This is a genomic window from Caballeronia sp. GAFFF1 (assembly GCF_023630705.1).
In the GTDB taxonomy this organism is placed as follows: domain Bacteria; phylum Pseudomonadota; class Gammaproteobacteria; order Burkholderiales; family Burkholderiaceae; genus Caballeronia.
Genome location: NZ_JALQEM010000028.1, coordinates 91,881 through 117,554, shown reverse-complemented (window position 1 = coordinate 117,554; position 25,674 = coordinate 91,881). Strand labels below are relative to the sequence as shown.

At 62.7% G+C, this 25,674-nt stretch carries 23 protein-coding genes and 1 pseudogene; 9 read left to right on the top strand and 15 right to left on the bottom strand.

Going from position 1 to position 25,674, the window contains the following annotated elements; genetic code table 11:
- Positions 1-48: 48 nt before the first annotated feature.
- The 3 genes from NCR37_RS14185 to NCR37_RS14175 all read right to left on the bottom strand — a co-directional run bounded on the left by NCR37_RS14185 (position 49) and on the right by NCR37_RS14175 (position 1,580).
- Positions 49-753, bottom strand: coding sequence for an OmpA family protein (locus NCR37_RS14185; RefSeq protein ID WP_250473522.1), 705 nt, complete (start codon positions 751-753; stop codon positions 49-51).
- 186 nt (positions 754-939) lie between these two features.
- A complete protein-coding gene (locus NCR37_RS14180) occupies positions 940-1,338 on the bottom strand; it encodes a DUF2968 domain-containing protein (protein ID WP_250473521.1) in 399 nt (132 codons plus the stop codon).
- On the bottom strand, positions 1,335-1,580 hold the full coding sequence (locus tag NCR37_RS14175) for a DUF2968 domain-containing protein (protein ID WP_250473520.1): 246 nt from the start codon (positions 1,578-1,580) through the stop codon (positions 1,335-1,337). The genes NCR37_RS14180 and NCR37_RS14175 overlap by 4 nt, the downstream gene beginning before the upstream one ends.
- Before the next feature lie 724 nt (positions 1,581-2,304).
- Here NCR37_RS14175 and NCR37_RS14170 point away from each other — a divergent pair.
- The 3 genes from NCR37_RS14170 to NCR37_RS14160 all read left to right on the top strand — a co-directional run bounded on the left by NCR37_RS14170 (position 2,305) and on the right by NCR37_RS14160 (position 4,539).
- Positions 2,305-3,816 carry an ATPase domain-containing protein gene (locus tag NCR37_RS14170; RefSeq protein WP_250473519.1) on the top strand — a complete coding sequence of 504 codons (1,512 nt, stop codon included), beginning with the start codon at positions 2,305-2,307 and terminating at the stop codon, positions 3,814-3,816.
- Entirely contained in the window at positions 3,813-4,169 is a 357-nt protein-coding gene (locus NCR37_RS14165) for a response regulator (RefSeq protein WP_250473518.1), read from the top strand. Before NCR37_RS14170 ends, NCR37_RS14165 begins: the two co-directional genes overlap by 4 nt.
- Before the next feature lie 118 nt (positions 4,170-4,287).
- Positions 4,288-4,539: a CsbD family protein gene (locus tag NCR37_RS14160; RefSeq protein ID WP_250473517.1), complete on the top strand. Its 252-nt coding sequence runs from the start codon at positions 4,288-4,290 to the stop codon at positions 4,537-4,539.
- Between the two features lie 106 nt (positions 4,540-4,645).
- Here the strand turns inward: NCR37_RS14160 and NCR37_RS14155 are convergent, their stop codons facing one another.
- The 4 genes from NCR37_RS14155 to NCR37_RS14140 all read right to left on the bottom strand — a co-directional run bounded on the left by NCR37_RS14155 (position 4,646) and on the right by NCR37_RS14140 (position 10,828).
- Positions 4,646-5,425 (bottom strand): fumarylacetoacetate hydrolase family protein, encoded by a 780-nt coding sequence (locus tag NCR37_RS14155; protein ID WP_250473516.1) that lies wholly within the window; start codon positions 5,423-5,425, stop codon positions 4,646-4,648.
- Between the two features lie 50 nt (positions 5,426-5,475).
- Positions 5,476-7,683: an acetate--CoA ligase family protein gene (locus NCR37_RS14150; protein ID WP_250473515.1), complete on the bottom strand. Its 2,208-nt coding sequence runs from the start codon at positions 7,681-7,683 to the stop codon at positions 5,476-5,478.
- Positions 7,684-7,773: 90 nt separating this feature from the next.
- Positions 7,774-9,030: a formyl-CoA transferase gene (gene frc, locus NCR37_RS14145; RefSeq protein ID WP_250473514.1), complete on the bottom strand. Its 1,257-nt coding sequence runs from the start codon at positions 9,028-9,030 to the stop codon at positions 7,774-7,776.
- A gap of 31 nt (positions 9,031-9,061) precedes the next feature.
- Positions 9,062-10,828, bottom strand: coding sequence for a thiamine pyrophosphate-binding protein (locus tag NCR37_RS14140; protein ID WP_206469230.1), 1,767 nt, complete (start codon positions 10,826-10,828; stop codon positions 9,062-9,064).
- 337 nt (positions 10,829-11,165) lie between these two features.
- On the opposite strand from NCR37_RS14140, the gene sucC reads away from it, so the two are divergent.
- A complete protein-coding gene (gene sucC / locus NCR37_RS14135; protein WP_250473513.1) occupies positions 11,166-12,356 on the top strand; it encodes an ADP-forming succinate--CoA ligase subunit beta in 1,191 nt (396 codons plus the stop codon).
- Between the two features lie 11 nt (positions 12,357-12,367).
- On the top strand, positions 12,368-13,240 hold the full coding sequence (sucD, locus tag NCR37_RS14130; protein ID WP_250473512.1) for a succinate--CoA ligase subunit alpha: 873 nt from the start codon (positions 12,368-12,370) through the stop codon (positions 13,238-13,240).
- A gap of 81 nt (positions 13,241-13,321) precedes the next feature.
- Here the strand turns inward: sucD and NCR37_RS14125 are convergent, their stop codons facing one another.
- The 5 genes from NCR37_RS14125 to oxlT all read right to left on the bottom strand — a co-directional run bounded on the left by NCR37_RS14125 (position 13,322) and on the right by oxlT (position 17,873).
- Positions 13,322-14,053: a GntR family transcriptional regulator gene (locus NCR37_RS14125; protein ID WP_175941041.1), complete on the bottom strand. Its 732-nt coding sequence runs from the start codon at positions 14,051-14,053 to the stop codon at positions 13,322-13,324.
- Positions 14,043-14,264 carry a hypothetical protein gene (locus tag NCR37_RS14120; protein WP_250473511.1) on the bottom strand — a complete coding sequence of 74 codons (222 nt, stop codon included), beginning with the start codon at positions 14,262-14,264 and terminating at the stop codon, positions 14,043-14,045. The genes NCR37_RS14125 and NCR37_RS14120 overlap by 11 nt, the downstream gene beginning before the upstream one ends.
- Positions 14,265-14,379: 115 nt before the next feature.
- On the bottom strand, positions 14,380-15,393 hold the full coding sequence (locus NCR37_RS14115; RefSeq protein WP_250473510.1) for a 2-dehydropantoate 2-reductase: 1,014 nt from the start codon (positions 15,391-15,393) through the stop codon (positions 14,380-14,382).
- Between the two features lie 157 nt (positions 15,394-15,550).
- Positions 15,551-16,498 carry a LysR family transcriptional regulator gene (locus NCR37_RS14110; RefSeq protein WP_250473509.1) on the bottom strand — a complete coding sequence of 316 codons (948 nt, stop codon included), beginning with the start codon at positions 16,496-16,498 and terminating at the stop codon, positions 15,551-15,553.
- Positions 16,499-16,520: 22 nt separating this feature from the next.
- Positions 16,521-17,873: an oxalate/formate MFS antiporter gene (gene oxlT / locus NCR37_RS14105; protein WP_250473508.1), complete on the bottom strand. Its 1,353-nt coding sequence runs from the start codon at positions 17,871-17,873 to the stop codon at positions 16,521-16,523.
- 404 nt (positions 17,874-18,277) lie between these two features.
- On the opposite strand from oxlT, the gene NCR37_RS14100 reads away from it, so the two are divergent.
- Positions 18,278-19,222: a LysR family transcriptional regulator gene (locus tag NCR37_RS14100; RefSeq protein WP_206469568.1), complete on the top strand. Its 945-nt coding sequence runs from the start codon at positions 18,278-18,280 to the stop codon at positions 19,220-19,222.
- 97 nt (positions 19,223-19,319) lie between these two features.
- Positions 19,320-19,664 (top strand): hypothetical protein, encoded by a 345-nt coding sequence (locus NCR37_RS14095; protein ID WP_250473507.1) that lies wholly within the window; start codon positions 19,320-19,322, stop codon positions 19,662-19,664.
- 98 nt (positions 19,665-19,762) lie between these two features.
- Here the strand turns inward: NCR37_RS14095 and NCR37_RS14090 are convergent, their stop codons facing one another.
- Positions 19,763-21,214, bottom strand: a complete 1,452-nt coding sequence (locus tag NCR37_RS14090) for an aldehyde dehydrogenase family protein (protein WP_250473506.1) — start codon at positions 21,212-21,214, stop codon at positions 19,763-19,765.
- A gap of 279 nt (positions 21,215-21,493) precedes the next feature.
- Here NCR37_RS14090 and NCR37_RS14085 point away from each other — a divergent pair, with 279 nt between their 5' ends.
- Entirely contained in the window at positions 21,494-21,880 is a 387-nt protein-coding gene (locus tag NCR37_RS14085) for an RcnB family protein (protein WP_250473505.1), read from the top strand.
- Positions 21,881-21,936: 56 nt separating this feature from the next.
- On the opposite strand, the gene NCR37_RS14080 is transcribed toward NCR37_RS14085, so the two are convergent.
- Positions 21,937-22,296 carry an H-NS histone family protein gene (locus NCR37_RS14080; protein WP_250473504.1) on the bottom strand — a complete coding sequence of 120 codons (360 nt, stop codon included), beginning with the start codon at positions 22,294-22,296 and terminating at the stop codon, positions 21,937-21,939.
- A gap of 723 nt (positions 22,297-23,019) precedes the next feature.
- On the opposite strand from NCR37_RS14080, the gene NCR37_RS14075 reads away from it, so the two are divergent.
- A complete protein-coding gene (locus NCR37_RS14075) occupies positions 23,020-24,117 on the top strand; it encodes a lipopolysaccharide biosynthesis protein (protein WP_250473503.1) in 1,098 nt (365 codons plus the stop codon).
- A 622-nt stretch (positions 24,118-24,739) separates the two neighbouring features.
- Here the strand turns inward: NCR37_RS14075 and NCR37_RS14070 are convergent.
- Positions 24,740-25,003 (bottom strand): annotated as a pseudogene (locus NCR37_RS14070) (phage tail fiber protein); the annotation flags it as partial.
- Positions 25,004-25,674 lie beyond the last annotated feature (671 nt).

The window sequence follows — 25,674 nt, the reverse complement described above, 5'->3', positions numbered from 1 at the left end:
CGGACTGTGCGGTCCGCGAGCTTTTTTTCATGGCGACGCCTCAGCGCGTTATTGCGTCAGCACGACTTCCACGCGACGGTTTTCGGCGCGGCCGACGCTCGTCGCGTTCGATGCAATGGGATGCGACTCGCCGTAAGCCTTCGTCGCGAAGTCCTGCGCTTGCAGGCCGTGGGTCTTCAGGTATTCCAGCACGGCGCGCGCGCGGCGCTGGGACAATGCGACGTTGTACGACGCCGATCCGATGGAATCCGTATAACCCTGCACCACGACCGAAGAGAACGTCACGCCACGACCTTCGGCGATGAGCTTGTCGAGAATGGCGCGGGCTTTCGGCGTGAGTTGCGCGCTGTCGAACGCGAAGTTGGTCTTCTCGTCGAGCGTGACCTTGCGCACCGGCGCGATGACCGGCGTGGCGGCGACCACAGGCTGCGGTTCGGCTTGCTGAACCGGCGTCTGCACAACCGGTGCTTGCTGCGGCATGCCGCACGTGAAGACGACTTCGCCCGCATTGCCCGGCGCATTCGTGCCTTCGACGTTCTGCAACACATTCACCGGCTGATTGCCGCACATTTTCTGCGCGGCTTGCATGCACGCACTGCCGTTCTGGAATACGCCGTAGCATTCGGAACGGAACGCCTTCTGCCCGCTCGATGTCTGGATTTCATTGATATTGAACGTCGGCCCGGAAGTTGTGGAGCAACCGGCGAGCACAGCGGCGGCAGCGAGAACGGCGGCAACGGTTTTTCTAAGCATCTTTAATTCGATTGGAGAAAGCGAGATCTGGATTCAGGCACGCCATGCAATACGACATGACGCCTGATTTTCCCGGCTTGAATGGAAGCGGGCGTTTTGAAGCGTTGCGATTTTAGCAACGCATTTTGGCTCTCCCGCAGGGATAAATCCCAATTTCTCGAACTTTTCCGAGCCGAGAATGAGGCGTTATTTCCCGGCTGCAGGAAGATCGCCGTCGGCCTGCTTCTGCAACCCCTGCACGCGCAATTGCAGCGTGTGGAGTTGCGCGCGCGCCGCCGCTTGCTCAGTGCGCAATCGGCGAATGGCGTCCTGCTCCGCTTGCTGATGGCTCGCCGCTTCGCTTTGCTGCGCCTGAGCGACATCGAGATCGGCCGGCAAGCGATTAGCTCGTTCCTGTTGCGCGGCGATCTGCCGCTGAAGGTAGGCGGTTTCAGCTTCGAGCTTGATGCGGCGTATCTCCGAATCGGCCAGCGTCACCGACGACTTCGCGAAATCCGAAAAGACCGATTCGGCGCGCGCCTCGTTCTGCGTCTTCAATACGCGCCAGATTTTATCGATTTGAAACAACGCCGCGTAATACGTCATTTGCTCGCGATAATATGGAGACTCGCGCCGAAACTGCCCTTCACGGTTTTCCGCAGGACGATGATCTTGCCGTCGCGGGTCAACACTTCGAGTTCCGCGACGTCGCCGTTTGCCAATGATGCATTCTCTGGCGTATCGGGCGGGCGGGCGGATTGCGCTTCGCCGGGCGCGCCGAAAACGCTTATCGATAGCGCGCAGAAGCACGCGATCAGCGCCAGTTTCAAAACAGCCACGCGTTTCATTGCAATATCCCCGGGCCATCGACAATGGGATTAACCCGAATTATGACGAGACGCCGCGATTAATGCGAGCCTGTTTCAAACGGACGTTATGCGAATTGCTGATGCCTTATCCGCGCCTCCGATAATTCCACCGTTTCGCGGCCAACCGGCGTTTGAAGCGGAGAAAATATGCGCGAGTCCGTAGGCGAAACAGGCATTGGCGAGAAAATGCCGCGATCGGCGGTGAAAGCAAACGGCGCGGCGGAAAGAATATGCGCGTCGGGCAACGGCTCGGCGGCTCGTGAAGGCGTAGCCGACGAAAGCAAATACGAAGTCAGACAGGCGGCGAGCGCGACGGCGCTCCAGATCGAGTGCGAACGGTTCATGGCTAGATAAAGAGAGGCTGGCGCAACGCGCCGGGAGGCGGAGCCGGAGAACGCGCGGCTCCACGACATCGAAGACCGTATTTGACCAGCGGCGACGTCCGCCGCCCATGAGAAGGTTCTCAAATCGCCGTTGTCCGCGACAAAGCGGCAATCTGAGCGCCACGGGCTCGGATTATGCAAGGCGGAAACGCCAGTGCACTTGTGAGGACCGCTTGCGACGGCAGCGCGGACGCTCGACGGAGCCGCCCGCTCAAAGCCCGCGCAGGAATGCGAGCGATTCAAACGGCGACATGTTGCCGGTAGTCAGCCATAATTCGCGTTCTTTACGAGCCTGTCCGCCAAGTAAAAACGAAAATTCCATGAGCCAAGACGACAATCTTCCCTCCGAATCTTCACCCGAGCGCGCCGCTAACGACGACAACGTCACCACGGGCGTCCCGGGCCTGGACGAAATACTCGGCGGCGGCTTTGTCGAAGGCGGGCTCTACATGATCGAAGGCATGGCGGGCGCGGGCAAGACGATCCTCTCGTCGCAAATCGGCTTTCATCGCGTCGCGCAGGGCGACAAGGTGCTGTACATCACGCTCATCGCGGAATCGCACGCCAAGTTGCTCTCGCATCTGCGCGCGCTGTCCTTCTACGACGCCAACGCCATTTCCGGCCGCATGCTCTTCGTGAGCGGCTACCACGAACTCATGCGCGAGGGCCTTTCCGGCTTTCTCGCGCTGATCGCTTCCACGATCAAGTCGAGCCGCCCGCGCTTCATGGTGATCGACGGCTTTCGCAGCGCGCGCGAGTTCAGCTCGACGGAGCTGGAACTCTCGCAGTTCATCCACGAGCTTTCGGCGTTCGTCAGCGCGGCGCGGTGCACGACGCTGATTCTCGCGCCGCTCTCGGGCAACGAGCCGCATCCGGAGCACACGCTGGTCGACGGACTGATCGAACTGAACCGCTTCAGCACCGGCATGCGCCGGGCGCGCGAGATCGAGGTGCATAAGCTGCGCGCCCGCGATCATCTGCTCGGCAAGCATTTTTTCAGCATCTCGAATGGCGGCGTCATCGCGTATCCGCGTCTCGAGGCATCGGCCGCGAACCAGCACGCGCCACGCCACTACGATTCGAAACTTTCGTTCAGCTTCCCCGAATTCGACCGCATGATGGGCGGCGGCGTGGCGCGCGGCTCGACCACGACGCTCGTCGGGCCGTCCGGCGTCGGCAAGACGCTGCTCGGGCTCAAGTTTTTGCAGGCGGGTGTGGAACGGGGCGAGCGGTGTGTCTATTTCGGCCTGTACGAATCGCCGGACCGGCTGCTCGCGAAGGCGCGGTCGGTGAATATCGATCTGACCGACGCGGCGAAGGACGGGCGCCTTGCGATCGAGTGGCACTCGGCGGTCGAACTGTCCATCGACGAACTTGCCGCGCAACTGCTCGGCGTCGTCGCGCGCACGAACGCGTCGCGGCTCGTGGTGGACGGCATCGATGGCTTTCTTCAGTCGGCGAACCGCGCGGAACGTTTCGGACTGTTCCTGAACGCGCTCACTTTGCGACTGCGCGATGTCGGCGTCACGACCATCGTCACGGAAGAACTGCCGCTCTACGGCGAATCCGCGCCGCCCACCACCATGCGCGCGTCCGCGATGACCGAGAACATCGTCCTCATGCGCTACGTCGAGGCGAATTCCGCGCTTTGCCGCATGGTGTCGGTCGTCAAGCAGCGCGAGAGCGCGCACGATTCCGGAATCCGCCGCCTGACGATCGATGCGCGCGGCCTGCATATCACGGAGAGCTTCATCGGGCCGACAGGCATCCTGTCCGGCCATGCGTCGCTCTCGCCTGCGCTGTCCGTGACCGATCCCGGCCCGCGCACATGAAAAAGATCCTGGTCGTCGACGACGAATTCGACATCCTGACCACCTGGCGGCTCGTGCTGGAGATGGAAGGCTACGAGGTGACGACGGCGTCGAACGGACGCATTGCGCTCGATGCCGCCAGGATGAACGCGCCGGACGTCATCATCACCGACTGGATGATGCCGCACATGGACGGCGTAGAGTTGATCCGCAGTCTCGCGGCAAGCGATACGCTCAACAAGGTGCCGGTCATTCTGATGAGCGCCGCCGCGAACGCGCCGGAACTCGATCATCCGGACGCGCGGTTTCGCAGAAAGCCGCTTTCCATCGACGATTTGCTCGCGCTGGTGGCGGATCTGGTGAGCCGCAGGTGAGCGGGCGGCGCGCTGGGCACGAAGCGTGCTCTATCGTCCGTTCCGGCGCTGCCGGTTGAATCGAAGCAGTAACGGGGCAATACCAACGCAAACCGCTTCAACGAGAATGGGAGGCACCATGGTGCAAGATCAAGTGGAAGGCACGGCTCAAAACGTGGTCGGCAAGGTGCAAGACGCGGTCGGCGCGCTGACGGGCGATTCGGGCACGCAGGTCGAGGGCAAGGCGCGTCAGGCGCTCGGCTCGCTGCAGCAGACGTACGGGCAGACGCTCGACAACGTTCGCAGTGCCGTCTCGGATCAGCCGATCAACGGCATTCTGATCGCTGCGGCCGTCGGATTCCTGCTGGGCGCGTTGTGGAATCGCGATTAGTAGTCTGAAGCGCGACGCGCTGCGTATCGCCGCAGCGCGCACGCGGTTTGAGCGACAAAGCCGGCGCCTCGCGCGCCGGCTTTGTCGTTTTTGGCAGTCTTATGCTCTACGCGGCGAGCACATTCGACAACGTGCCGATCCCCGCGATGGACACATCGACGCGCGCGCCGTCCCTGATCGACCCGACGCCGATGGATGTTCCGCACGCGATCACGTCGCCGGGCGCGAGCGACATGTCGTGTGAAATCAGGCTGACCTGCTCGGCGGGCGAGAAAATCATGTCGTCGAGCGGGTAGTTCTGGCGCTCGACGCCTTCCACCGTGGTCACGACATTCGCGCTGCGCCAGTCGAAACCGCTGACGATTCCCGGCCCGAGGCACGTGAATGTGTCGAAACCTTTCGAGCGGCACCACTGCGCGAAGTTGGGATCTTCCTGAAGCAGTTCGATCGCGGTGACGTCGTTCACGCAGGTAAAACCGAAAATCGCATCCTCGGCTTCTTCCACCGACGCGCACGATACCGCTTTGCCGATCACGATGCCCAGTTCGCCCTCGTAGGCAATCTTGCCGTGATAATTCTTCGGCCGGCGGATCGATTCGTTCGGCCCGATCACCGACATCGGCGGCTTGATGAGGAAAAGCGGATGCTGCGGCGGCGCCTTGTCGAGCTTCTGCGACAGCGCGTAGTAGTTGTTCCACAGCGCGATGACCTTGCTCGGCTCGCACGGCGCGAGCAGCGTGAGGTCGTCGACGGGAAAGGAGATGTCAGTCGGGCGCGGCTGGTCGAACAGCGCGCCGTCGTGCTGCACGACGCGGCCCGAGCGCTCGTCGAGCGTGCCGAAGCCGATATGCCCGTCGGCATCGCGGAAACGTATCCAGGTGGTCACGGGAGTCCTTTGTTGTGGGCGCGAGCCGCAGCCCGCGCCGTATCCTCGGATCAGATCAGGCCCGCGCCGCGCGCCCATTTGTATTTCGCGCCGAGCACCGCGACGGGCAACTCGGTCGAATACGCGTAGGCCGGCACGCCGTGTTCGTACAGATACTCGGCGGCTTCCTCCACCTGCACATCGCCGGCGAGCGACGCAACAATCGGCTTTTCGATGCCGCGCGCCTTCATCTCCTCCTTCACTTCGATCACGAGTTTGGCGAAGACCATCGGCGGCGTGATGATCGTGTGCCAGTAGCCGAGAATGATCGAATGGATACGGTCGTCTTCGAGCCCGAGCTTAATCGTGTTCTTGTACGTCGTCGGCGGCTCGCCGCCCGTGATATCGACCGGATTGCCCGCTGCGCCGAACGGCGGAATGAACTTGCGGAACGCGGCGTCGAGATCGTCGGGCATGGTCATGAGCGACAGGCCGTTGTCCACGCAGGCGTCCGAGAGCAGCACGCCCGAGCCGCCCGCGCCGGTGATGATGACCGTGTTCTCGCCCTTCGGCGTCGGCAGCTTCGGAATGCCGCGCGCGAATTCGAGCAGATCGCGCAGCGACCGCGCGCGGATCACGCCGCATTGCGCGAACACGTCCTCGTAGATTTTGTCGTTGCCCGCGAGCGCGCCCGTGTGCGAACTCGCCGCCCGCGCGCCCAAGCTCGTCCTGCCCGCCTTCAGCACGACGACCGGCTTTTTCTTCGACACACGCCGCGCGGCTTCCGCGAAGGAACGCCCGTCCTTCAAATCTTCGCAGTGCTGCGCGATGATTTCCGTGTTGTCGTCCTGCTCGAAGAACGTGAGCAGATCGTCCTCGTCGATATCGCTCTTGTTGCCGAGGCCGACGATGGCGGACACGCCCATCTTCGCCGAGCGCGAAAAGCCGATGATCGCCATGCCGATGCCGCCCGATTGCGACGAGAGCGCGGCCTTGCCCTTCACGTCATACGGCGTGCAGAACGTTGCGCACAGGTTCTTCGGCGTGTAGTAGAAGCCGTAGATGTTCGGGCCCATCATGCGGATATCGTACTGACGCGCGATCCGCACCAATTCTTCCTGCCCGGCCTGATTGCCCGTTTCGGCGAAGCCGGACGGAATCAGCACCGCGCCGGGAATCTGCTTCTCGCCCACTTCGACGAGCGCCTGCGCGACGAACTTCGCGGGAATCGCGAACACGGCCACGTCGATCACGCCGGGCACGTCTTTCACGCTCTTGTACGCCTTGCGGCCCATGATTTCGTCGGCTTTCGGGTGAATCGGATAGATCTCGCCCTGATAGCCGCCGTTGATCAGGTTCTTCATGACCGAATTGCCGATCTTGCCGTCCTCGTTCGACGCGCCGATCACCGCGACCGCATCCGGTTTCATGATGCGGTTCATCTGCTTGACGATCTGCTCCTGCGTCGGGCGATAACGCGGCTCGGCCGGCTCGAAGTCCATCACAATGCGCACGTCCGCCGCCACCGCACCGTTCGGGCTCGCGAAGACAGGGTTCAGGTCCATTTCGGAGATTTGCGGGAAGTCGTCGACGAGGCGCGACACGCGCTCGACGAGCGTCACGAGCGCCTCGCGATTCACGGCCTCCGAACCGCGCACGCCGCGCAGGACATCGGCGGCCTGAATGCCGTCGAGCATCGACGCGGCCTCTTCGCGCGTAACAGGAGCCAAGCGGAACGTCACGTCCTTCAGCACTTCGACGAGCACGCCGCCGAGCCCGAACGCGATCAGCTTGCCGAACGACGGGTCCGTGACCGCGCCGATGATGACTTCCTGTCCCGCGCCGACCATCTGCTGAACCTGCACGCCGACGATGGTCGCGTTCGCGTCGTACTTCTTCGCGTTCTCGATGATGGTCGCGAAGCCCGCCTTCACGTCCGCTTCGTTCTTCACGCCGACGAGCACGCCGCCCGCCTCCGTCTTGTGCAGAATCTCCGGCGAGACGATCTTCAGCACCACCGGAAAGCCGATGAAGGACGCGAGCTTGGCGGCATCGTCCGCGCTCGTCGCAACGCCTTCCTGCGGCACCGCGATGCCGTAGGCGTCGCAGACGAGCTTGCCTTCCGGCGCGGTCAGCGACGTACGGCCTTCGGCCTTCACGCGCTCGAAGATTTCCGCGACGCGGCGCTTGGCGTCGGCCGCATGCAACGGCACGACGTTCGATGCCGGCGTGGAAGATTGGACTGTTTCGCTGCGTTCCTGGACGACCGTGCTGTTCATGTTGGCGTGTCTCCGTTTATTAGAGGACGTGTCTCGTCCGCGCGCCGCCCATGACGGACAGCGCGCGATATTCGCATCGGGAGTGAAGGTTCAGATCGCGCCGAGGCTCTTCAGCGTGGCGATCTGGTCAGGCGTGTAGCCGAGCTCGGCCATGACTTCATCGGTATGCTCACCGAGCAGCGGCGAGCGCACGACGTCCGTCGGGCTGTCCGAGAGCTTGATCGGGTTGCCGACCGTCAGGTATTTGCCGCGCACCGGATGGTCCACTTCCACGACCGTGCCGGTCTTTCTCAGCGACGGTTCTTCGGCGATTTCTTTCATCGAGAGAATCGGGCCGCAGGGAATGTCGTGCTTGTTCAGGATCTCCATCGCCTGGAACTTGGTTTTCGACATGGTCCAGCGCTCGATTTCCGCGAAGATTTCTTTGAGACGCGGCAGGCGGGCATTCGGCGTCTTGTAGTCCGGATGCTCGATCCACTCTTCCTTGCCGATCACCTTGCAGATCTCGCCCCACACCGGCGCCTGCGTAATGAAGTAGATGTACGCGTTCGGATCGGTTTCCCAGCCCTTGCACTTCAGGATCCAGCCCGGCTGGCCGCCGCCCGACGCGTTGCCCGCGCGCGGCACCGCGTCGCCGAACGTGCCGTTCGGATACTGCGGGTACTCCTTCATGACGCCGGTGCGCTCGAGGCGCTGCTGGTCGCGCAATTTCACGCGGCACAGATTGAGCACGCCGTCTTGCATGGCGGCGAGCACTTTCTGCCCCCGCCCCGTGCGGTTGCGCTGATAGAGCGCCGTCACGATGCCGAGCGCCAGATGCAGCCCCGTGCCCGAATCGCCGATCTGCGCGCCGGTGACGGTCGGCGGGCCGTCGTCGAAACCCGTGGTCGATGCCGCGCCGCCCGCGCATTGCGCGACGTTCTCGTAGACCTTGCAGTCTTCGTACGGCCCCGGCCCGAAGCCCTTGACGGACGCCACGATCATCGCGGGATTCAGTTCCTGAATGCGCTCCCACGTGAAGCCCATGCGGTCGAGCGCGCCCGGCGCGAAGTTCTCGACCAGCACGTCGCACTTCTTGACGAGCGTTTCGAGCACCTTCTTGCCCTCGGGATTCTTCGTGTCGATGGTGATAGACCGCTTGTTGTGGTTCAGCATCGTGAAGTAGAGGCTGTCGGCATCGGGGATATCGCGCAGTTGTTCCCGCGTGATGTCGCCCGCGCCGGCGCGCTCCACCTTGATGACGTCCGCGCCGAACCACGCCAGCAGCTGCGTGCAGGTCGGACCCGATTGAACGTGCGTGAAATCGAGGATGCGTACGCCATCCAGTGCCTTGCCCGAGGAATTCATGGCTGTCTCCCTGTGTCTTCGATCGCGTTCTTTATTTGTACATCGTCTGGGCCATCGTGCCAGGCGCGTATACCGTAGGATCGACCCAGATATTGATGACCGCGCTCTTGCCGGTCTTCGCGATCGACTCGCGCGCCCGCTGCAACGCGCCCGCGATCTTCGACGCTTCGTACACTTCCTCGCCGTAGCCGCCGAGCATTTCGGCGAAGCGGCCGTACGGGACGTCCGAGAGCAGATTGCCGACGTTGCCGCGCTCCTCGCCGTATTTCGCGAGCTGGCCGTAGCGAATCTGGTTCATCGCCGAGTTGTTGCCGATCACCGCGATGTACGGCACGCCGAAGCGGTTGGCCGTTTCCATGTCGAACGAGGTCATGGAGAACGCGCCGTCGCCGTAGTAGCAGAGCACCTCCTTCTCCGGATTGGCGAGGCCTGCCGCGATGGCGAAGCCCGTGCCGACGCCGAGCGAGCCGAGCGCGCCGGGGTCCATCCACTGGCCGGGGCGGCGCGGACGCACGGCTTGCGCCGAGATCGTCACGACGTCGCCGCCATCGCCGATATAAATGGTGTCGTCGGAGAGAAACTGGTTGATCTCGTGCGCGACGCGATACGGATGGATCGGGCTCGCATCGGACGTGAAGAGCGGCATGAGCTTCGCGGTCGCGGTTTCTTCCGCCGCCGCGAGTTCGCGCATCCACGCCTGGCGCGACTGGCGCTTGTCGTTCTTCAGCCGCCCGCTCGCGGCTTGCAGCACTGCGCCGAGAATCGCGCCCGGATCGCCGACGAGCCCGAGGTCGATATCGCGATTCTTGCCGACGGTCCGGTAGTCCATGTCGATCTGCACCAGCTTCAGTTCCTTGCTGATGCGCTTGCCGTAGCCCATGCGGAAATCGAACGGCGTGCCGACGATCACGATCAGATCCGCCTTCGCGAAAGCCTGCGAGCGCGTGCGGTCGAAGTGATGCGGATCGCCCGGCGGCAAGAGGCCGCGGCTCGCGCCGTTGAAGTAGCCGGGAATGTCGAGGCCGCGCAGCAGCGCGATCGCTTCTTCGTGGCCGCGCGCCGTCCACACTTGCTGGCCGTACAGAATCGCCGGGCGCTCGGAGTTCACGAGCAGATCGGCGAGCTTCTCGATGTCCTTCGGATCGCCGACCGATTTCGTCGATGCGCGATAGCGTCCGGGCTGCGGAATTACGGCCTTGCTGACGTCGATTTCACGGTCCAGCACGTCGCGCGGAATTTCCAGATACGCCGGGCCGGGCGCGCCGTTGAAGGCTTCGCGGGCAGCCATCGAGACCATGTCGGCGACGCGCTCGGTGCTCGGCACGGTCGCCGCGAACTTGGTGATGGGCGACATCATGTCGACGTGCGGAAGGTCTTGCAACGAGCCCATCTTGTGCTGCGTGAGCGCGCCCTGCCCGCCGATGTGGATGATCGGGCTTTCCGAGCGGAACGCCGTGGCGACGCCCGTGACCGCGTTCGTGCAGCCGGGGCCGGCCGTCGTCACCACGCAGCCGAGCTTGCCGGTCTGACGCGCGTAGCCGTCGGCGGCGTGGGCGGCGACCTGCTCGTGGCGCACGTCGATGATGCGGATGCCTTCATCGACGCAGCCGTCGTAGATATCGATGATATGACCGCCGCACAGCGTGAAGATGGTATCGACGCCTTCGTTCTTGAGCGCTCGCGCGACGAGATGGCCGCCCGAGACGACGCCCGCGCCGCGCGTCTTTTGCTTGAGCGTGTCATCGGCGGTGGTGGTGGCTGGAGCGACTTCCGGACGGCTGCTGACGACTTCGGACATGTGTTGTCTCCTCCTCGAATGGGGTGATGTTCTTCGCTTAGGACGCCGCGCTGCTGTCCCGTTGCTGTGATATACAATATTCCACACACAGTATTAGTCAACGATGTTGTGATTGGAATAAACCCTGTGATGCGATGCACGAACGGCTCTCCAAGCCGTCCGACCTCGCTTGCACGCTGAAACATGTTGCGACGCAAAACAGCGCAGCGCTATCGTCGACGCCTTGATATGTGATATATCTAATATCAGCGCGGACCGCTCTATTCGTCACGCGCATCCACGACAACGTCCGGAGCGCTCGGGCTGTCCGCACGCGCCGGACGCAACAGGAGACGCAATGAACATTCACGAATACCAAGCGAAGGCGCTGCTGCGAAAGTACGGCGTCGCGGTGCCGCAAGGCCGCGTCGCTTTCACGGCGCAGGAGGCCGCCGATGCCGCCAGCGCGCTGGGCGGCCCGGTCTGGGTCGTCAAGTCGCAGATTCATGCGGGGGGACGCGGCGCGGGCCGGTTTGCCAACGATCCCGACGGCAAAGGCGGCGTGCGCGTGGTGAAGTCGGTGGAGGACGTGCGCGACAACGCGCAGAAGATGCTGTCGTCCGTGCTCGTCACGAAGCAGACCGGACCGGCCGGCAAGGAAGTAAAGCGCCTCTATATCGAGGAAGGCTGCGACATCGCGCGCGAACTGTATCTCGGCATGCTGGTCGACCGGGCGACGTCGCGCATCACGATCATGGCGTCGACGGAAGGCGGAATAGAAATCGAGGAAGTCGCGCATCGCACGCCCGAGAAGATTCTCAAGGTCGCGATCGATCCCGCGACCGGCCTTCAGCCCTTTCACACGCGGCAGGTCGCGTTCGGGCTCGGGCTCACCGGCAATCAGGTGAAAGCGGCGTCGAAGTTCATCGCCGCGCTGTATCAGGCGTTCGTCGATCTGGACGCGTCCGTGGTCGAGGTCAATCCGCTCGTGGTAACCGGTTCCGGCGACGTCATGGCGCTCGACGCGAAGCTCAATTTCGACGACAACGCGCTGTATCGCCATCCGGACGTCGAAGCCCTGCGCGACGAAGACGAAGAAGACCCCGCCGAAATCGAGGCCGCGAAGCACGGCCTCAACTACGTGAAGCTCGACGGCAGCATCGGCTGCATGGTGAACGGCGCGGGCCTTGCGATGGCCACCATGGACATCATCAAACTTTATGGCGGCGAGCCGGCGAACTTTCTGGACGTGGGCGGCGGCGCGACGCAGGAACGCGTCGCGACCGCATTCAAGCTGATTCTGCGCGATACAAAGGTGCAAGGCATTCTCGTCAACATCTTCGGCGGCATCATGCGCTGCGATGTGATTGCGCAAGGCGTCGTCGCGGCGGCGCGCGAAGTCGACCTGCGCGTGCCGCTCGTCGTCCGTCTGGCCGGCACCAATGTCGATGCGGGCCGCGAAATTCTGCGCACGTCCGGTCTCACCATCATCTCCGCCGAAAACCTCGCCGATGCCGCCGACAAGATCGTCAGCGCCGTCCACCATTGAGAGGAAGTCTCATGAGCGTCTTGATCGACAAGAACACGAAGGTGATCTGCCAGGGCTTCACCGGCGCGCAAGGCACCTTTCACTCCGAGCAGGCGATTGCATACGGCACGCGAATGGTCGGCGGCGTCACGCCCGGCAAGGGCGGCACGACGCATCTCGACCTGCCGGTCTTCGACACGGTGGCCGATGCGGTCGGGAAAACCGGCGCCGACGCGTCCGTGATCTACGTGCCGCCGCCCTTTGCCGCCGATGCGATCCTCGAAGCCATCGACTCCGACGTGCCGCTGATCGTCTGCATCACGGAAGGCATTCCGGTGCTCGACATGCTGCGCGTGAAGCGCGCGCTCGCCGGTTCCGCGAGCCGGCTCGTCGGGCCGAACTGTCCGGGCGTCATCACGCCGGGCGCGTGCAAAATCGGCATCATGCCGGGACACATTCATCAGCCGGGAAAGATCGGCGTGGTGTCGCGCTCGGGCACGCTGACCTACGAGGCCGTCGCGCAGACGACCGCGGCCGGGCTCGGCCAGACGACGTGCATCGGCATTGGCGGCGATCCGGTGAACGGGACGAACTTTATCGACTGCCTGTCGCTTTTCCTCGCCGACGACGCCACCGAAGGCATCATCATGATCGGCGAGATCGGCGGATCGGCGGAGGAAGAAGCGGCGCAGTTCCTGAAGGACGCGAAGACGAAAAAGCCGGTGGTTGGCTTCATCGCCGGGACGACCGCGCCGCCGGGACGCCGCATGGGCCACGCGGGCGCGATCATCTCGGGCGGCTCGGGCACGGCAAGCGCGAAGATCGACGCGATGAAATCGGCGGGCATCCACGTCGCCGATTCGCCGGCGGCGCTCGGCGAAACGATGCTGCGGGCGATGCGCTAGCGCGTCTATCGGGCGCATGAAAAAAAGGCCGCGCGGCGATGCCGTGCGGCCTTCTGCTTTACTGCTCACGCTGCTCGGAACTCAATCCAGAAAATCGCAGTTCGCCTCGACGAACGCCGCAAGATCCAGCGAATGCTGCCTCACGAGCCGCTCGACGAGCTCGGTGTCGCGCTTCTCCAGCGCCTCGATGATGCGCATGTGATCGACGATCGAGCGCGACGCGCGGTCGCTCTGCGAGATCGTCATCTTCCGGATCGCGCGCACGTGCACGAAGATGTTCTTGATCGTGTCGAAGATGATCTGCGACTTCGACAGCCGCACGATGGCCTGATGGAACGCGATATTCGCTTCCGAATACTCGTCGATATGCTCGGCCGGCGTGCTGTCGCGGAAATTGTCGAACATGTGGCGAAGCTGGGCGATTTCCTCGTCCGTCGCGCGCTGCGTGGCAAGGCGCGCCGCCATGCTTTCGAGGGCGGCCCACATGTGAATCATCTCGACGATCTCGCGCTTGGTCTTGCGCAGGATATACACCCCGCGGCGCGGCACCGTGCGCAGGAAGCCTTCCTGCTCCAGAAGCGTCATGGCTTCGCGGATAGGCGTTCGCGAGACGCCCAACGCTTCCGTCAGCTCTTTCTCGTCCAGACGGATTTCTTCCCGCGAACGGTAGATGTCCGCCTCCGCGATGGCCTGCCGCAGTTTCGCGTACGCCTGATCGCGCAGCGAGACCGTGGCGTTGATCGGCTCCAGCGAAAGCGTCAGCCCGTTCGGGCGAACTTCCGGCCTGTCTACGGATTGAGTATCAGATGGCATTGATGGCTTGGTTTCCCATTTGCGGCCGGTTCGCGACGACGCGCTTGCCCGAACCGCCGTTCTGGTCGTCCGCCGCGAGTCCGGCAAAGCGACCGTGTTCCTGTGCGCGCTGCAGCATGTCCTGCGGCACCGCCGACGCAATCATAAACGTAACGCCCACACCCGCAGCAACCAGCGCGATTCCAACGACAACCAACAAGGCGATGCTCATTTCAGGCTCCGGTTCAAATCACTAAAGAGCCTCTAGTATATGTTGCGTCGCAGCAGGACGCAACATATTTTGCATCTTGTATATCAGAAACAACGCTCGCCGCTTTGATTCCAGTCTAGGCCGCTTTTTGCGTTTGCGGCGGCGCTGGCGCCCGGGCGGTGCCCTGATTCACCGCTTCGCGCAGCTTGATCAATGCGAGGACAGCATCGATCATCGGCGTTTCAACGTGCACCAGGCGGCCGATTTCCTGCACGACCGTGATGAGCGGGTCGATTTCCATCGGCCGGCCGGCTTCGCAGTCCATCAGCATTGACGTTTTGTGCGCGCCGACGGCCCCTGCGCCGTTGATGCGCCGCTCCACGTCGACCCGGAAGTTGACGCCGATCTTGTCGCCGATCGCCTTCGCTTCGAGCATCATCGCCTTCGACAGCGCGCGGGTGCCGGGGTCGCTCGTGAGGACATCGAGCGTCGCGTGCGTGAGCGCGCTGATCGGGTTGAAGCAAAGGTTGCCCCAGAGCTTCAGCCAGATTTCGTCGCGGATGTTGTCGCGCATCGGCGCTTCCATGTCGGCGGCTGCCATGATGTCGTGCAGTGCCTGAAGGCGCGGCGTGATCTCCCCGCTCGGCTCGCCAATCGGAAACTTCTTGCCGTAGTGATGCTCGATGACGCCCGGCTCCACGATTTCCGCCGCCGGCAGCAGCACGCAGCCGATGGCCCGCTCCGGCCCGAACACGCTCCATTGCCTGCCGCCCGGATCGATGCTTTGCAGCGTCGTGCCGGCAAGCGCGCCGCCGTGCTGATAAAAGTACCAGTAAGGCAAGCCGTTGACCGCGGTGACGATGGCCGTGTCCGGACCGAGCAGCGGCGGCATCAGGTCGACCACGCCGGGCACCGAATGCGCCTTCAACGCAATGATCACGTAGTCCTGCGGCCCGAGCTCGGCGGGATTGTTCGTGCAGCGCACTTTGACCGTGTGCTCTTCCCCGTCGATTCTGAGCCGCACGCCGTTCGCCTGCATCGCCGCGAGGTGCGGCCCGCGCGCCACGAAGCTGACGTCCGCTCCGGCCCGGGCGAATTGCGCGCCCATGTAACCGCCGATAGCTCCGGCGCCATACACGCAGATCTTCATGCTCGTCTCCTAGAGTCGTAGTCTTGCATGCTTCTGATATACAAGATACTACATTCCATGTTCACGCGGGACAAGGCGATTCGTGCTGCGGCAGACGAGCAAAAACCCGCATGCGGCGGCGGCCTTGCGGTGTCGTCGGGATGAATGGACGCGTCGCTCAGGCCTCGATGGCCTGTGACGTGTTGAGAGTATGCGTCGAGGTTGCGATGAAGTGCGACCAGACATGCGCCGCGCTCTCGCGCAGCGCGCGGCCACGGCGGCGCACGATCATCACCGCGCGCGCGGTGTCGGGCGCAAGGGGAATGAAGCGCGTGCGGGCGCTATCGCAAGACAGACGAGCGTGCATCGGCAATACGCCGACGCCGAGACCGGCCTGCGCCATGCGGGCCACCGCCATCGGCTGCGTCAGCCGCTGCCGCACTGCGCCCGCCACCGCGTGACGCGCGAGCGCGGCTTCGACGGCGGCGAGGCTGCCGGTGTCGTCGTCGAGCAGAAGGAGCGGCATGCCGCGCAACTGAGTCCACTCCAGACGCGCGGCATCCGCCAGCCGATGCGACGCGCCGACCACCGCTGCGAAACCATCGGCGAATAGCGGTTCGAAGGCGAGTTCGTCGAGATTGTCCGGCGCAATGACGACGCCGATTTCCGCCTCGCCGGAGCGCACGAGCTGGAGCACGGCGCTCTGCGGCCGGTCCATCACGGTTATCGTCACATCCGGCAGCCGCTCCTTGCACGACGCGAGTAGCGCAGGAAGCACGCTCGCCGTGAGGCCGCAACTGCTCGCCACGTGGACCATGCCCTGCCCGGCTCGACTGTCGGCGCGCGGCCGCAGCGTCGCTTCCAGTTCCTCGACGAGCGGAGCGATGCGCGCCAGCAGATTGCGTCCGGTGTCGGTGAGCGTGACCTGGCGCGTGGTCCGGTCGAAAAGCCGCAGCGCGATTTCGTCTTCGAGTTCTCGAATGCTGCGGCTCACCGCCGATTGCGTGATGCCGAATTCGTCGCCGGCGCGGGTGAAGCTGCGGTATCGCGCGAGCGTCACGAAAAGCCGCAACTGATGCAGCGACACCGAAGGCGCATGAGCGGGAGCGGCCGGGCGTTCGCGCATGCGCTGCGTTCCTCTGCGTTCGTTATTGAACCGACGTCTTGCCCGGCGCTTCGGGCCAGCCCGCCTGAAACGACGCGTTGATCGACGAATCGCCCGAAGTGGCGGCGACCGTGTTCTCGATCCAGCGCTTTCTCATTGGCGCCAGCACGAACTTGGCGCACAAACCGGCGGCAATCGACGTCGTCGCGGCCGTGATGAACACCGCATTCCACGATCCGATCGACGCGAGCACCGACGCGAGCGGCACCAGCATCGAGGCCGTGCCCTTCGCCGTGTACAGCGTGCCCGCGTTGGCGGCGGCGTACTTGCTGCCGAAGGTGTCGGCGCACGTGGCAGGAAAGATCGAGAAGATCTCGCCCCAGCAGAGGAACGTCATCGCGGCGAACAGCATGAAGAGATACGGATGATGTCCGAACTGCATCAGCCCGAGCAGCGCCACGCCCTCGCCCAGAAAGATGATGAACATCGTGTTCTCGCGGCCGATCTTGTCCGAGATGAAGCCGCACAGCGGCCGCGTGAAGCCGTTGCAGAGGTTGTCGATGGAAAGCGTCATGGCGAGCAGCGGCAGCGTGATGCCGAACAGGTTCACCGGCATCTTGGCGAAGCCGTATTCCTTCGCGATGGGCCCGAACTGCGCGGTGGCGATCACGCCGCCCGCCGCGACGAACACGAACATCAGGTAGAGCACCCAGAAGAGCGGCGAGCGCACCATCTGGCCGGTCGTGTAGTCGATCTTGGTGGATACGATCCGCTTGGCCGGCGCCACGTGCACCGGGGGCTTCGGACGCACGAGCATCAGCGCGAGCAGGAAGATGCACACACCCTGGAAGATGCCGAAGAACATGAACGCGTGCTCGTAGCCCGAGGACTGGATCATGTTGGAGATCGGAATGACCGTGACCGCCGCGCCGGCGCCGAAGCCCGCCGCCGTCAGGCCCGCCGCGAGACCGCGCTTGTCCGGGAACCATTTGAGCGCCGTGCCGACGCAGGTGCCGTACACGCATCCCGCGCCGATGCCCGCGACGACCGCCGCGATATAGAGATGGACGAGGCTCGTCGCGTGCGCGTCGATGACCCAACCGATGGCCGCGCACACCGATCCGCCGATCACGACCGGACGCGGCCCGAACTTGTCGACCAGCCAGCCTTCGACCGGCACGAGCCAGGTTTCCGTGACGATGAAGATGGTGAACGCCGTCTGGATGGCCGCTTGACCCCAATGGTGCTTCGCATCCATCGGTACGACGAAAAGGGTCCATGCGTACTGAAGGTTGGCGACGAGGCCCATGCATAGAATGCCGATCGCCAGCTGGATCCAACGGTTGTGATGACGCCCGTGCGACTGCCCGGACACCACCGTGTCTGCGCTTGCCATGTCTGTCTCCGATATCTGTCTCTGCGCTCGTGCGGCGCTTGATGTACAGCGAGATCACCGGCGCGGGGCCGGCGGGCGTTGCGGTCGGTCAGGGAAGGTGCTCCGGCCAGGCGGCGCGGGCGTGGCGTCGCGTGTCCAGAAGGGCGATGGGTTCGCGCTTGGGGCCAACATCCGCGTCAGGCGATCGAAGAATCATTTCGAGCGATTCCCAAGAAGTCCGGATGGTCGATGCAGCCCTGTCGGGCTCGATGCTGCGTGCTCCCCGGCGCTCGCTTGCGTCGGCTGAAAGTTGGCTTACAACTGCGGGGCACGTGAAAGCATCGTGGGGGACAAAAATGATTAAGGAAAGTTAAAAAAAATTATTGTATAAGTTAGCTATCGTGAATGGATGAGGGCCTGCCGTGCTGCGAAATGCCACTCTGCGCCAACTCAAAATCTTCGAAACGGTCGCGCGACGCCTGAGTTTTTCGCGGGCGGCGGAAGAGCTCTATCTCACGCAGCCGGCCGTCTCCACGCAGGTCAAGCAACTCGAAGAGCACGCCGGCTTGCCTCTTTTCGAACAGCTCGGCAAGAAAATCTATCTCACTCCGGCGGGGAACGAAATGCTCCATTACAGCAGGGCGATCCTCGAGCAATTCCGCGAAGCCGACGACGCGATGGCCCGTCTCAAGGGTATTTCCGGAGGCACGCTCAACGTCGCCGTGATTAGCGCGGGCGATTACTTCTTTCCTCGCCTTCTGGCCGAATTCACCAAACGTAATACGGATGTCCGGCTCAATCTCGCCGTGCATAACCGCGAGGAACTGCTGCATCAACTGTCCGACAATTTGACGGATCTTGCGGTCATGGTGCGCCCGCCGCGCGATATGGATACGGTCAATGTGTCGTTTGCGCCGCATCCTTACGTGATTGTCGCGCCGCCGGACCATCCGCTTGTCGGACAAAGCGATATCCCGCTGGAGTCGCTCGCCGATGAACCTTTCATCGTGCGCGAGCGTGGCTCCGATACGTGGAATTCAATGGAAGAAGGCTTCGCCGGCAGGCTCACGAACTTGAATGTCGCGATGGAGATCACGAGCACTGAAACCATCAAGCAGGCCGTGATCGCCGGAATGGGTCTGAGTTTCTTATCCGCGCATACGATCAGCATGGAATTGCAGGTCGGCAAACTAGCCGTGCTGGATATAGAAGGCTTTCCCGTGATGCTCAACTGGTTTGTCGTGCATCGCAACAACAAGCGCTTGCCGCCGGTGGCGCTCGCGTTCAAGCAGTTTCTAATTGAGGAAGGCGCCGCGCAGATCGAAGCGATCACGCATATCGTCGCAAAGACGGGTAAGCCCGATTCATAAATCAAACCGAATGGTTAGCCGAAGAAACTTTGACTGTCCTGTATGAATGGCTTTTTCTATCCTGCGTGTATGCCCTGCGGCCACTATGGAGACGATCATGAGCCACGCCATGCACAGCGACGACCGCGAAGTTCTGGCGCAAGTCTGCGCGTTCAATACCGCTTTCGAAGAACTCGACCTGATGTTCCGCTGGGACGCGGACACGTATCGCTCGCTGGCATCGGCAGACAGCGACTACGGCAAGATCGCGCAGTACATCGGGACGCAGTGTCCGCATTTGCTCAAGGCATATAGCGCGGAGTTTCTCTGCCAGGCGATCGTCGAGCGCAAGAACTCGACGATCGAGGCATGCCGTCAAAACACGGTTCAATACGAGGACAGCACACAGCGCGCTCGGCTTTGGCGGGCGCGCGACAAGGAAGGCGTGCAGGCGCGCGTTTAAGTCTTCTTTCGGCGATGCAACCAGGGCGGCTTCGGCCGCCTTTCGCGCTTTGTTCGAGAACCACCGCGCGTATTCGACGCGCGGCGCTCAGCGGTCGCTCAGGGCGTCAGCGACACCCACACTGCCTTTGGCTCCGTGAAGTTCTCGATGGCCACGTCGCCATGCTCGCGGCCAAAGCCCGAATCGCCCGAACCGCCCCACGGCAGCCGCACGTCCGTATAGCCGTACGTATTGACCCAGACCGTGCCCGCCTTGAGTTCGGCCGCCATGCGATGCACCCGCCCGATGTCCGCGCTCCACACGCCCGCCGCCAGACTGTAGGCGGTGCCGTTGGCGATGCGCAGCGCGTCCGCTTCGTCGTCGAAAGGAATGACGCTCGCCACCGGACCGAAGATCTCTTCCTGCGAAATACGCATTTCGTGTTGGACGTTCGCGAACACTGTCGGTTCGACGAAGTAGCCTTGCTCGCCCGAGCGCCGCCCGCCCGTCACGAGCGACGCGCCCTCGGCCTTGCCGATATCGACGTAATCGAGCACGGTCTTCATTTGCTTGGCGGAGATGAGCGGACCCATGTTCGTCTCGCGCTTCGATGGATCGCCAAGTTTGATGGTTTGCGCGCGCTCGGAAAGGCGCTCGACCACTTCGTCATAGGCGGCGCGCTGCACCAGCACGCGCGACCCCGCCGAGCACACTTGTCCCGCGTTGAAGAAGATGCCCGATGCCGCCGCGCGCACCGCGCTGTCGATGTTGGCATCGGCGAAGATGACGTTGGCCGACTTGCCGCCCAACTCCAGCGTCACGCGCTTGAAGTTGCCCGCCGCCCCTTGCAGGATCCCCCGCCCGACCGAAGGCGAACCCGTGAAGGTGATCTTGTCGATGCCCGGATGCGCGACCATCGAATCGCCGACCACCGAACCCTTGCCCGTAACGATGTTCAGCACGCCGGGCGGCACGCCCGCTTCCAGCGCGAGGCGGCCGATCATCAGCGCGGACAGCGGCGTGATCTCGGCAGGCTTCACGATCAGCGTGCAACCGCAGGCGAGCGCCGGCGCGATCTTCCACATGCCGATCATCAGCGGGAAATTCCACGGGACGATGGCGCCGACCACGCCCACCGGCTCGCGCACCGTGTAGGTCAGCGCATCGGGCCGCGCCGGCACGACCTGACCGTTGATCTTGTCGCACCAGCCGGCGTAGTAGGCGAGCGTATCGATGGCGGCGGGCACGTCCTGGCGCTGGACGCCGGCAATGGGCTTGCCCGCATCGAGGCTTTCGAGCGCGGCGAGTTCTTCTTGATTTTCGCGGAGCAGTTCGGCAAGCCGCATCAGGATGCGGCCGCGCTCGGCGGCGCGAATCGCGTTCCAGGGTTTCAACGCGGCGCGCGCCGCCTGCACAGCGCGGTCTACATCGGCCGACGTGCCCTGCGCGACATACCCGATCGGCTCTTCGGTTGCGGGATTGAGATTGGTCGAATATGCGCCGCCGCTCGGAGCGACGAATTCGCCGCCTATCAATAACTCGTAGCGCTTCAAATCCGCTCTGCTTTCCATGTCTCTCTCCATGCTTTATTAAATCGTTTCATGGTGAGCCAGAAAGCCGCCCGGCGATAGAAAAACATTTTTATCGTTCTTATTCAGCGTCATCTATGGGCGGAGATGACATCGCGACGCCCTGCCTGTCAAAGCTTACCTCCCGATCCGCGTAATGCGCGTAATGCGAAGTAAGCGTTGCTTACACAATCTCACGTCATCGCGCAGCCTTGCAACGTAGAGTGACCGCCTGTTCGCGCACAAGGGCAATAACCCCTACTCTACGAGGAGAAACGTTCCATGAAAAAACGAATTGTCGTTGCGCTGCTGTCTGCCGGTCTCGGACTTACTGCGGGCGCGGCTTTCGCGCAGCAGTGGCACGGTCCGGATGAGAATCACGGCCCTGGAGCCAACCATGCGCCGATGATGCACGGCCACGACGCACACGACAGCCACGACGCGCCCCGGCCGCCGGAGCATGCGGATCGCGACCGCGGTCATCCGGACTGGCACAAGGGCGATCGCCTTTCGAGCGAATATCGCGACCATCAGTATGTGGTCGACGATTGGCGCGGCCACGGCCTGCGTCAGCCGCCGCGCGGCTATCAATGGGTCGGCGTCGGCGCGGACTACGTGCTCGTCGCGGCAGCGACCGGCCTCATCGCCCAAGTCGTATTGGCGCAGTAAACGGCGCTCGAGCGCGCAGGATGGGCTTACGCGAAGCCTTCAGCCCTGCGCGCGCTTCAGTCTTCGTCTGCGAAAAGCGAAGCCTGTGAAGCCTGTCGCGGCGACAGGCTCGCGGACTGTTCGACCAGAAACGCGTCCCGATCCTTGCCCGCGATCCACTGCGGCGCGCGACCGCGCCCGCTCCACGTCGCACCGCTTTCCGGATCGCGATACTTGATGGCCGCGTCCGGTGCCGAATGCTGCATGCCGGGCTTGCGGTCCATCAGTTCGTTCAACGAGATGCCGTACTGACGCATCTTCTGGACGATCTCGATCAGCGCGAGACGCTCTTCTTTGCGCCGTGCTTCGGCCAGTTCCTTCTCCAGCGACTCCCTTTGCGCCATCAACTCGGCGACTTGCGGACTTCTGTACGTCATGTTCGTGATGTGCGATTGAATTGACAGCGGCCGATGCCCCGCCGCCGCGACAAAAACGAGAGGCTATCATGATCGGGCTTGGCGCGAGCAGCCGGTGCCATTTGCTCGCTAGGGCATTTTTCGCAGAGGCACGAACGAATCCTCATATCGATGCCGTTCATTCGTCCTCCGAATCATCACCGAACGCGGTGAATCTCTTCTCCTGCAATGGATGCACCGTTGCGCCGCATGATGCGACCTTCCTTAGGACGTCGAACTGTATGGCGTATCCGCGCGCGATGATGACGCAATGATTCGCGCAGAAGGTTTACATCGAAGCGAGAACAAAGTAATCTTTCGCCGCTGCCTCGGGTTCCCGGCAACGCTTGCCTATTTGACGCATCGCTTCGCATAGAACGGGTAAATCTGACTGCTCAACATTGATGCGCGGATTCGAGTCAGCGTGGATCGACCGCGCTGCTTGCGTGCTTCATCGCGAATCCGCCTTTCATGCGCGATGAGTCGTGCATGACCGAACGCATCGGCGACCTTTTTGTTCGCCCTTGACTGCCTTTGCTTCTGGCTGGCAATAAGTTTCAACCATCTGCTTCATCCATTCGTGGGTTGATGTGCGCCGCGATGTTTTTTCGCGGCCTGCTTCCCTTTCCGTCCGAGCCATCTGAGACGATGAAAGCACACTCTCATCCGTGCAGGACTCGGCGTGCATTTAGTACGACTAATAACATGAAAAAATCGACTCGCTTTTGTTCCTTCGTTACCCGGCCTTTCACGTCGCTTAAGCGCGGCGCGCTAGTCAGCGCGGCGATGACGAGCCTATTGCTTGCAGCCTGCGGCGGAGAAAGCGGAAGTCCCGTTGACGCAGCCACCGACAAGAGCAGCACGCTCGCAGCGACGGTGAAAAGTGCGAGCACCAACGGCTCGATCTTCTATGGCATGAATGGCCATAACAACAGCGGCGGCGCATACGACATTTCCAGCCCTGAGACTCAGCTTTCGCAACTCCACGATCTCGGCGCGACGATCTACCGGAACGAGGTCTACAACCAGGCCTCGGCGAACAAGCTCGCGGGCATTGCACGAACCATGGCGGACGGCGGCGTGACCGTGTATCCGGTCATGCTGCTGGGTCTTGGCTATAGCAACGAGCAAGATGCGTATAACGCGGGCTATAGGCTCGGCAAGCAGACGGCGAGCGCGTACCACTACAAGTACTACGAGGTCGGCAACGAACTGGAGGCGCGCACGCTCAACGGAAATGTCGACGGCGTCTATTGGCAACATTACGACAATCACCGCTATGAGATAGCCCGAGGCATCATTCGCGGCCTGATCGCGGGCGTGAGATCGGAGGACACGGAAGGGAAGATCGTTCTGGGCGGCACATGGCTGCACTATGCGTTCTACCAGATGCTTGGCGACGGGTCGCAGCCTGACGGCTCGTGGGGCCATCCGACCGTGAACTGGGACATTACGGCATGGCACTGGTACTCGAACGAAGGCGATATCACGAACGCCTGCGGCGGTACGGGCTGCCACGACGTGCTGGCGGTGCTGCATCAAATGGGCAAGCCGATCTGGATCAACGAATTCGGCGTGCGCCCGAGTTTGGGATCGCTTTTGCAGATCGCAAGGTATCTTACCGGCGGCGACATGATGTCGGAGTATGTGGATGTCGCGTCGAAGTACAACATTCAGTCTATTCAGGCGTATGAGCTTTACGACGATGCGGAAGGCGCGTATGGAATGATCCGGGGTGACGGGCATACGCAGAAGCCGGCGTATGCGTCTTATCGCGATTTTGTGCGGAATCATCCGCGGTGATGGTGGTGTGACGGGGGATGAGGGAACTCGTTTGTGGCGAGGCGTTAGGGATTGCTTCGTGGGATAACACCACCAGGGCGGTTACCACGGTTGCACGATGTTGTGATCCACGCCGTGCGTCATGTTTCCGTTTTATGCATACGTCGACACGATGTCTTGACGCTGACGACTGATGCAGCGTCTGGTCCGTGTTGTTGACCGCCGTCGCACGCACTGTCCCGCTCTAATCGGCTACGCCGGCTCGCGCCGCGTTGCCAAACTGAATCGCGTACACCTAGCCGATCGGGCTATCGTGCCGACGTTTACCAGCCTCATGACGCGCCCGCGAGCAGTGGCGCTTGCGGGCCACTCACGCGACTCTTTGGCGTGGTTGTGGTCGTCGTTCGATCCACTTCGATACGGGGCCAGCCCCTTTGCGCGCCGGTCGCCGGGTGAACTTGATGTGCGGATCGGAGTCGGCCCCATAGTTGATGGTGAGCGTGCCGTCAGCGCTGGTGACGAGGGTGTCGTTATAGAGCGTCGTGGGCGTGTCTTTGATGTGATCCCCTATACACGCGCGCCCATTATTCTCTAGCAGGCGATTACATACGACACGTACTCGAGCACTTCTTCGCGTTGACGATCAATTGCCCGACTTCAGGATGCCGTTCCGCAGCGTGTACTTGCCCGCGATCGACGGAATCGAGATCGAACCGTTCGCATGAAACACCTCGCGCACGGTGCGCCGAAGCGTCATCCAGTCCTCGAAGATCGTCAGCGACGGCGAATCGGGCATGATCGCCACCTTCAGCATCGACGGGTGGAAGATGATGCCGCCCGACATGTGGCCCTCCACGCCCATGACGATCCCGGCCAGCTCGACGGGTTCCGCGCTGAATGCATTGTCGGCGGCATAGGCCTAAATCGCCGGCGGCGCCGGGTACAGGTCCGTTGCTGCGAGGCTAAAGGCCAGATTCGCGGAAGTGATGGTGGCCATGGGACACTCCTCACGCCACGCAGACGCTCGCCAGGTTCAGCGTCTGAACGCTCGCGGCGGCCGGTCGTTCCCCGGTCAGTCGTGCTTCTTTCCGGGCTGGCCCGTCGCAAGACTCTCAGAAAGCTAGCCGCTGGCAGGGAAACCGAATGCGGCGCGTTCGATGCTGAATTGAGAAGACACCTAAGCGTCGCTCAAAGGGCTGGACGGAACGCAGATGATAGTCGGCGACGCGTCGCGAACGTCAATTGGACGAGGCGACGGTCGAAGGACCTGTGGGTCACGTAACCCATCAGCGTCCCCAATTGTCCCCAGAGTGCTCCTGAAGCCACCCGTTAGGGACCAAACCCCCGCTAACCCTTGATCTTTTGAAGTAAGCGTTGGTCGGCCGGGTGGGACTTGAATTCTGCGAGTGGGGCATGGAGGGGCATACAAGGGCATTGAGTGTCTGATAACACGAAGGTCATGCCCCTGAATGCCCCTCAAGTGTCCCCGGAGTGTCCCCGCCGACTTTCAGGTTTTAGCAGGCTGGACCGCAGACGCCCGTCTGGCGGACCTTTGGCCCGTGCGCGCCCCCGTCGTGC

What these genes read in the sequence shown, in the direction of transcription:
- NCR37_RS14185 (WP_250473522.1), bottom strand. Translation starts at nt 753, where the DNA reads ATGCTTAGAAAAACCGTTGCCGCCGTTCTCGCTGCCGCCGCTGTGCTC.
- NCR37_RS14180 (WP_250473521.1), bottom strand. Translation starts at nt 1,338, where the DNA reads ATGACGTATTACGCGGCGTTGTTTCAAATCGATAAAATCTGGCGCGTA.
- NCR37_RS14175 (WP_250473520.1), bottom strand. Translation starts at nt 1,580, where the DNA reads ATGAAACGCGTGGCTGTTTTGAAACTGGCGCTGATCGCGTGCTTCTGC.
- NCR37_RS14170 (WP_250473519.1), top strand. Translation starts at nt 2,305, where the DNA reads ATGAGCCAAGACGACAATCTTCCCTCCGAATCTTCACCCGAGCGCGCC.
- NCR37_RS14165 (WP_250473518.1), top strand. Translation starts at nt 3,813, where the DNA reads ATGAAAAAGATCCTGGTCGTCGACGACGAATTCGACATCCTGACCACC.
- NCR37_RS14160 (WP_250473517.1), top strand. Translation starts at nt 4,288, where the DNA reads ATGGTGCAAGATCAAGTGGAAGGCACGGCTCAAAACGTGGTCGGCAAG.
- NCR37_RS14150 (WP_250473515.1), bottom strand. Translation starts at nt 7,683, where the DNA reads ATGAACAGCACGGTCGTCCAGGAACGCAGCGAAACAGTCCAATCTTCC.
- frc (WP_250473514.1), bottom strand. Translation starts at nt 9,030, where the DNA reads ATGAATTCCTCGGGCAAGGCACTGGATGGCGTACGCATCCTCGATTTC.
- NCR37_RS14140 (WP_206469230.1), bottom strand. Translation starts at nt 10,828, where the DNA reads ATGTCCGAAGTCGTCAGCAGCCGTCCGGAAGTCGCTCCAGCCACCACC.
- sucC (WP_250473513.1), top strand. Translation starts at nt 11,166, where the DNA reads ATGAACATTCACGAATACCAAGCGAAGGCGCTGCTGCGAAAGTACGGC.
- sucD (WP_250473512.1), top strand. Translation starts at nt 12,368, where the DNA reads ATGAGCGTCTTGATCGACAAGAACACGAAGGTGATCTGCCAGGGCTTC.
- NCR37_RS14125 (WP_175941041.1), bottom strand. Translation starts at nt 14,053, where the DNA reads ATGCCATCTGATACTCAATCCGTAGACAGGCCGGAAGTTCGCCCGAAC.
- NCR37_RS14120 (WP_250473511.1), bottom strand. Translation starts at nt 14,264, where the DNA reads ATGAGCATCGCCTTGTTGGTTGTCGTTGGAATCGCGCTGGTTGCTGCG.
- NCR37_RS14115 (WP_250473510.1), bottom strand. Translation starts at nt 15,393, where the DNA reads ATGAAGATCTGCGTGTATGGCGCCGGAGCTATCGGCGGTTACATGGGC.
- NCR37_RS14110 (WP_250473509.1), bottom strand. Translation starts at nt 16,498, where the DNA reads ATGCGCGAACGCCCGGCCGCTCCCGCTCATGCGCCTTCGGTGTCGCTG.
- oxlT (WP_250473508.1), bottom strand. Translation starts at nt 17,873, where the DNA reads ATGGCAAGCGCAGACACGGTGGTGTCCGGGCAGTCGCACGGGCGTCAT.
- NCR37_RS14095 (WP_250473507.1), top strand. Translation starts at nt 19,320, where the DNA reads ATGAGCCACGCCATGCACAGCGACGACCGCGAAGTTCTGGCGCAAGTC.
- NCR37_RS14090 (WP_250473506.1), bottom strand. Translation starts at nt 21,214, where the DNA reads ATGGAAAGCAGAGCGGATTTGAAGCGCTACGAGTTATTGATAGGCGGC.
- NCR37_RS14085 (WP_250473505.1), top strand. Translation starts at nt 21,494, where the DNA reads ATGAAAAAACGAATTGTCGTTGCGCTGCTGTCTGCCGGTCTCGGACTT.
- NCR37_RS14080 (WP_250473504.1), bottom strand. Translation starts at nt 22,296, where the DNA reads ATGACGTACAGAAGTCCGCAAGTCGCCGAGTTGATGGCGCAAAGGGAG.
- NCR37_RS14075 (WP_250473503.1), top strand. Translation starts at nt 23,020, where the DNA reads ATGAAAAAATCGACTCGCTTTTGTTCCTTCGTTACCCGGCCTTTCACG.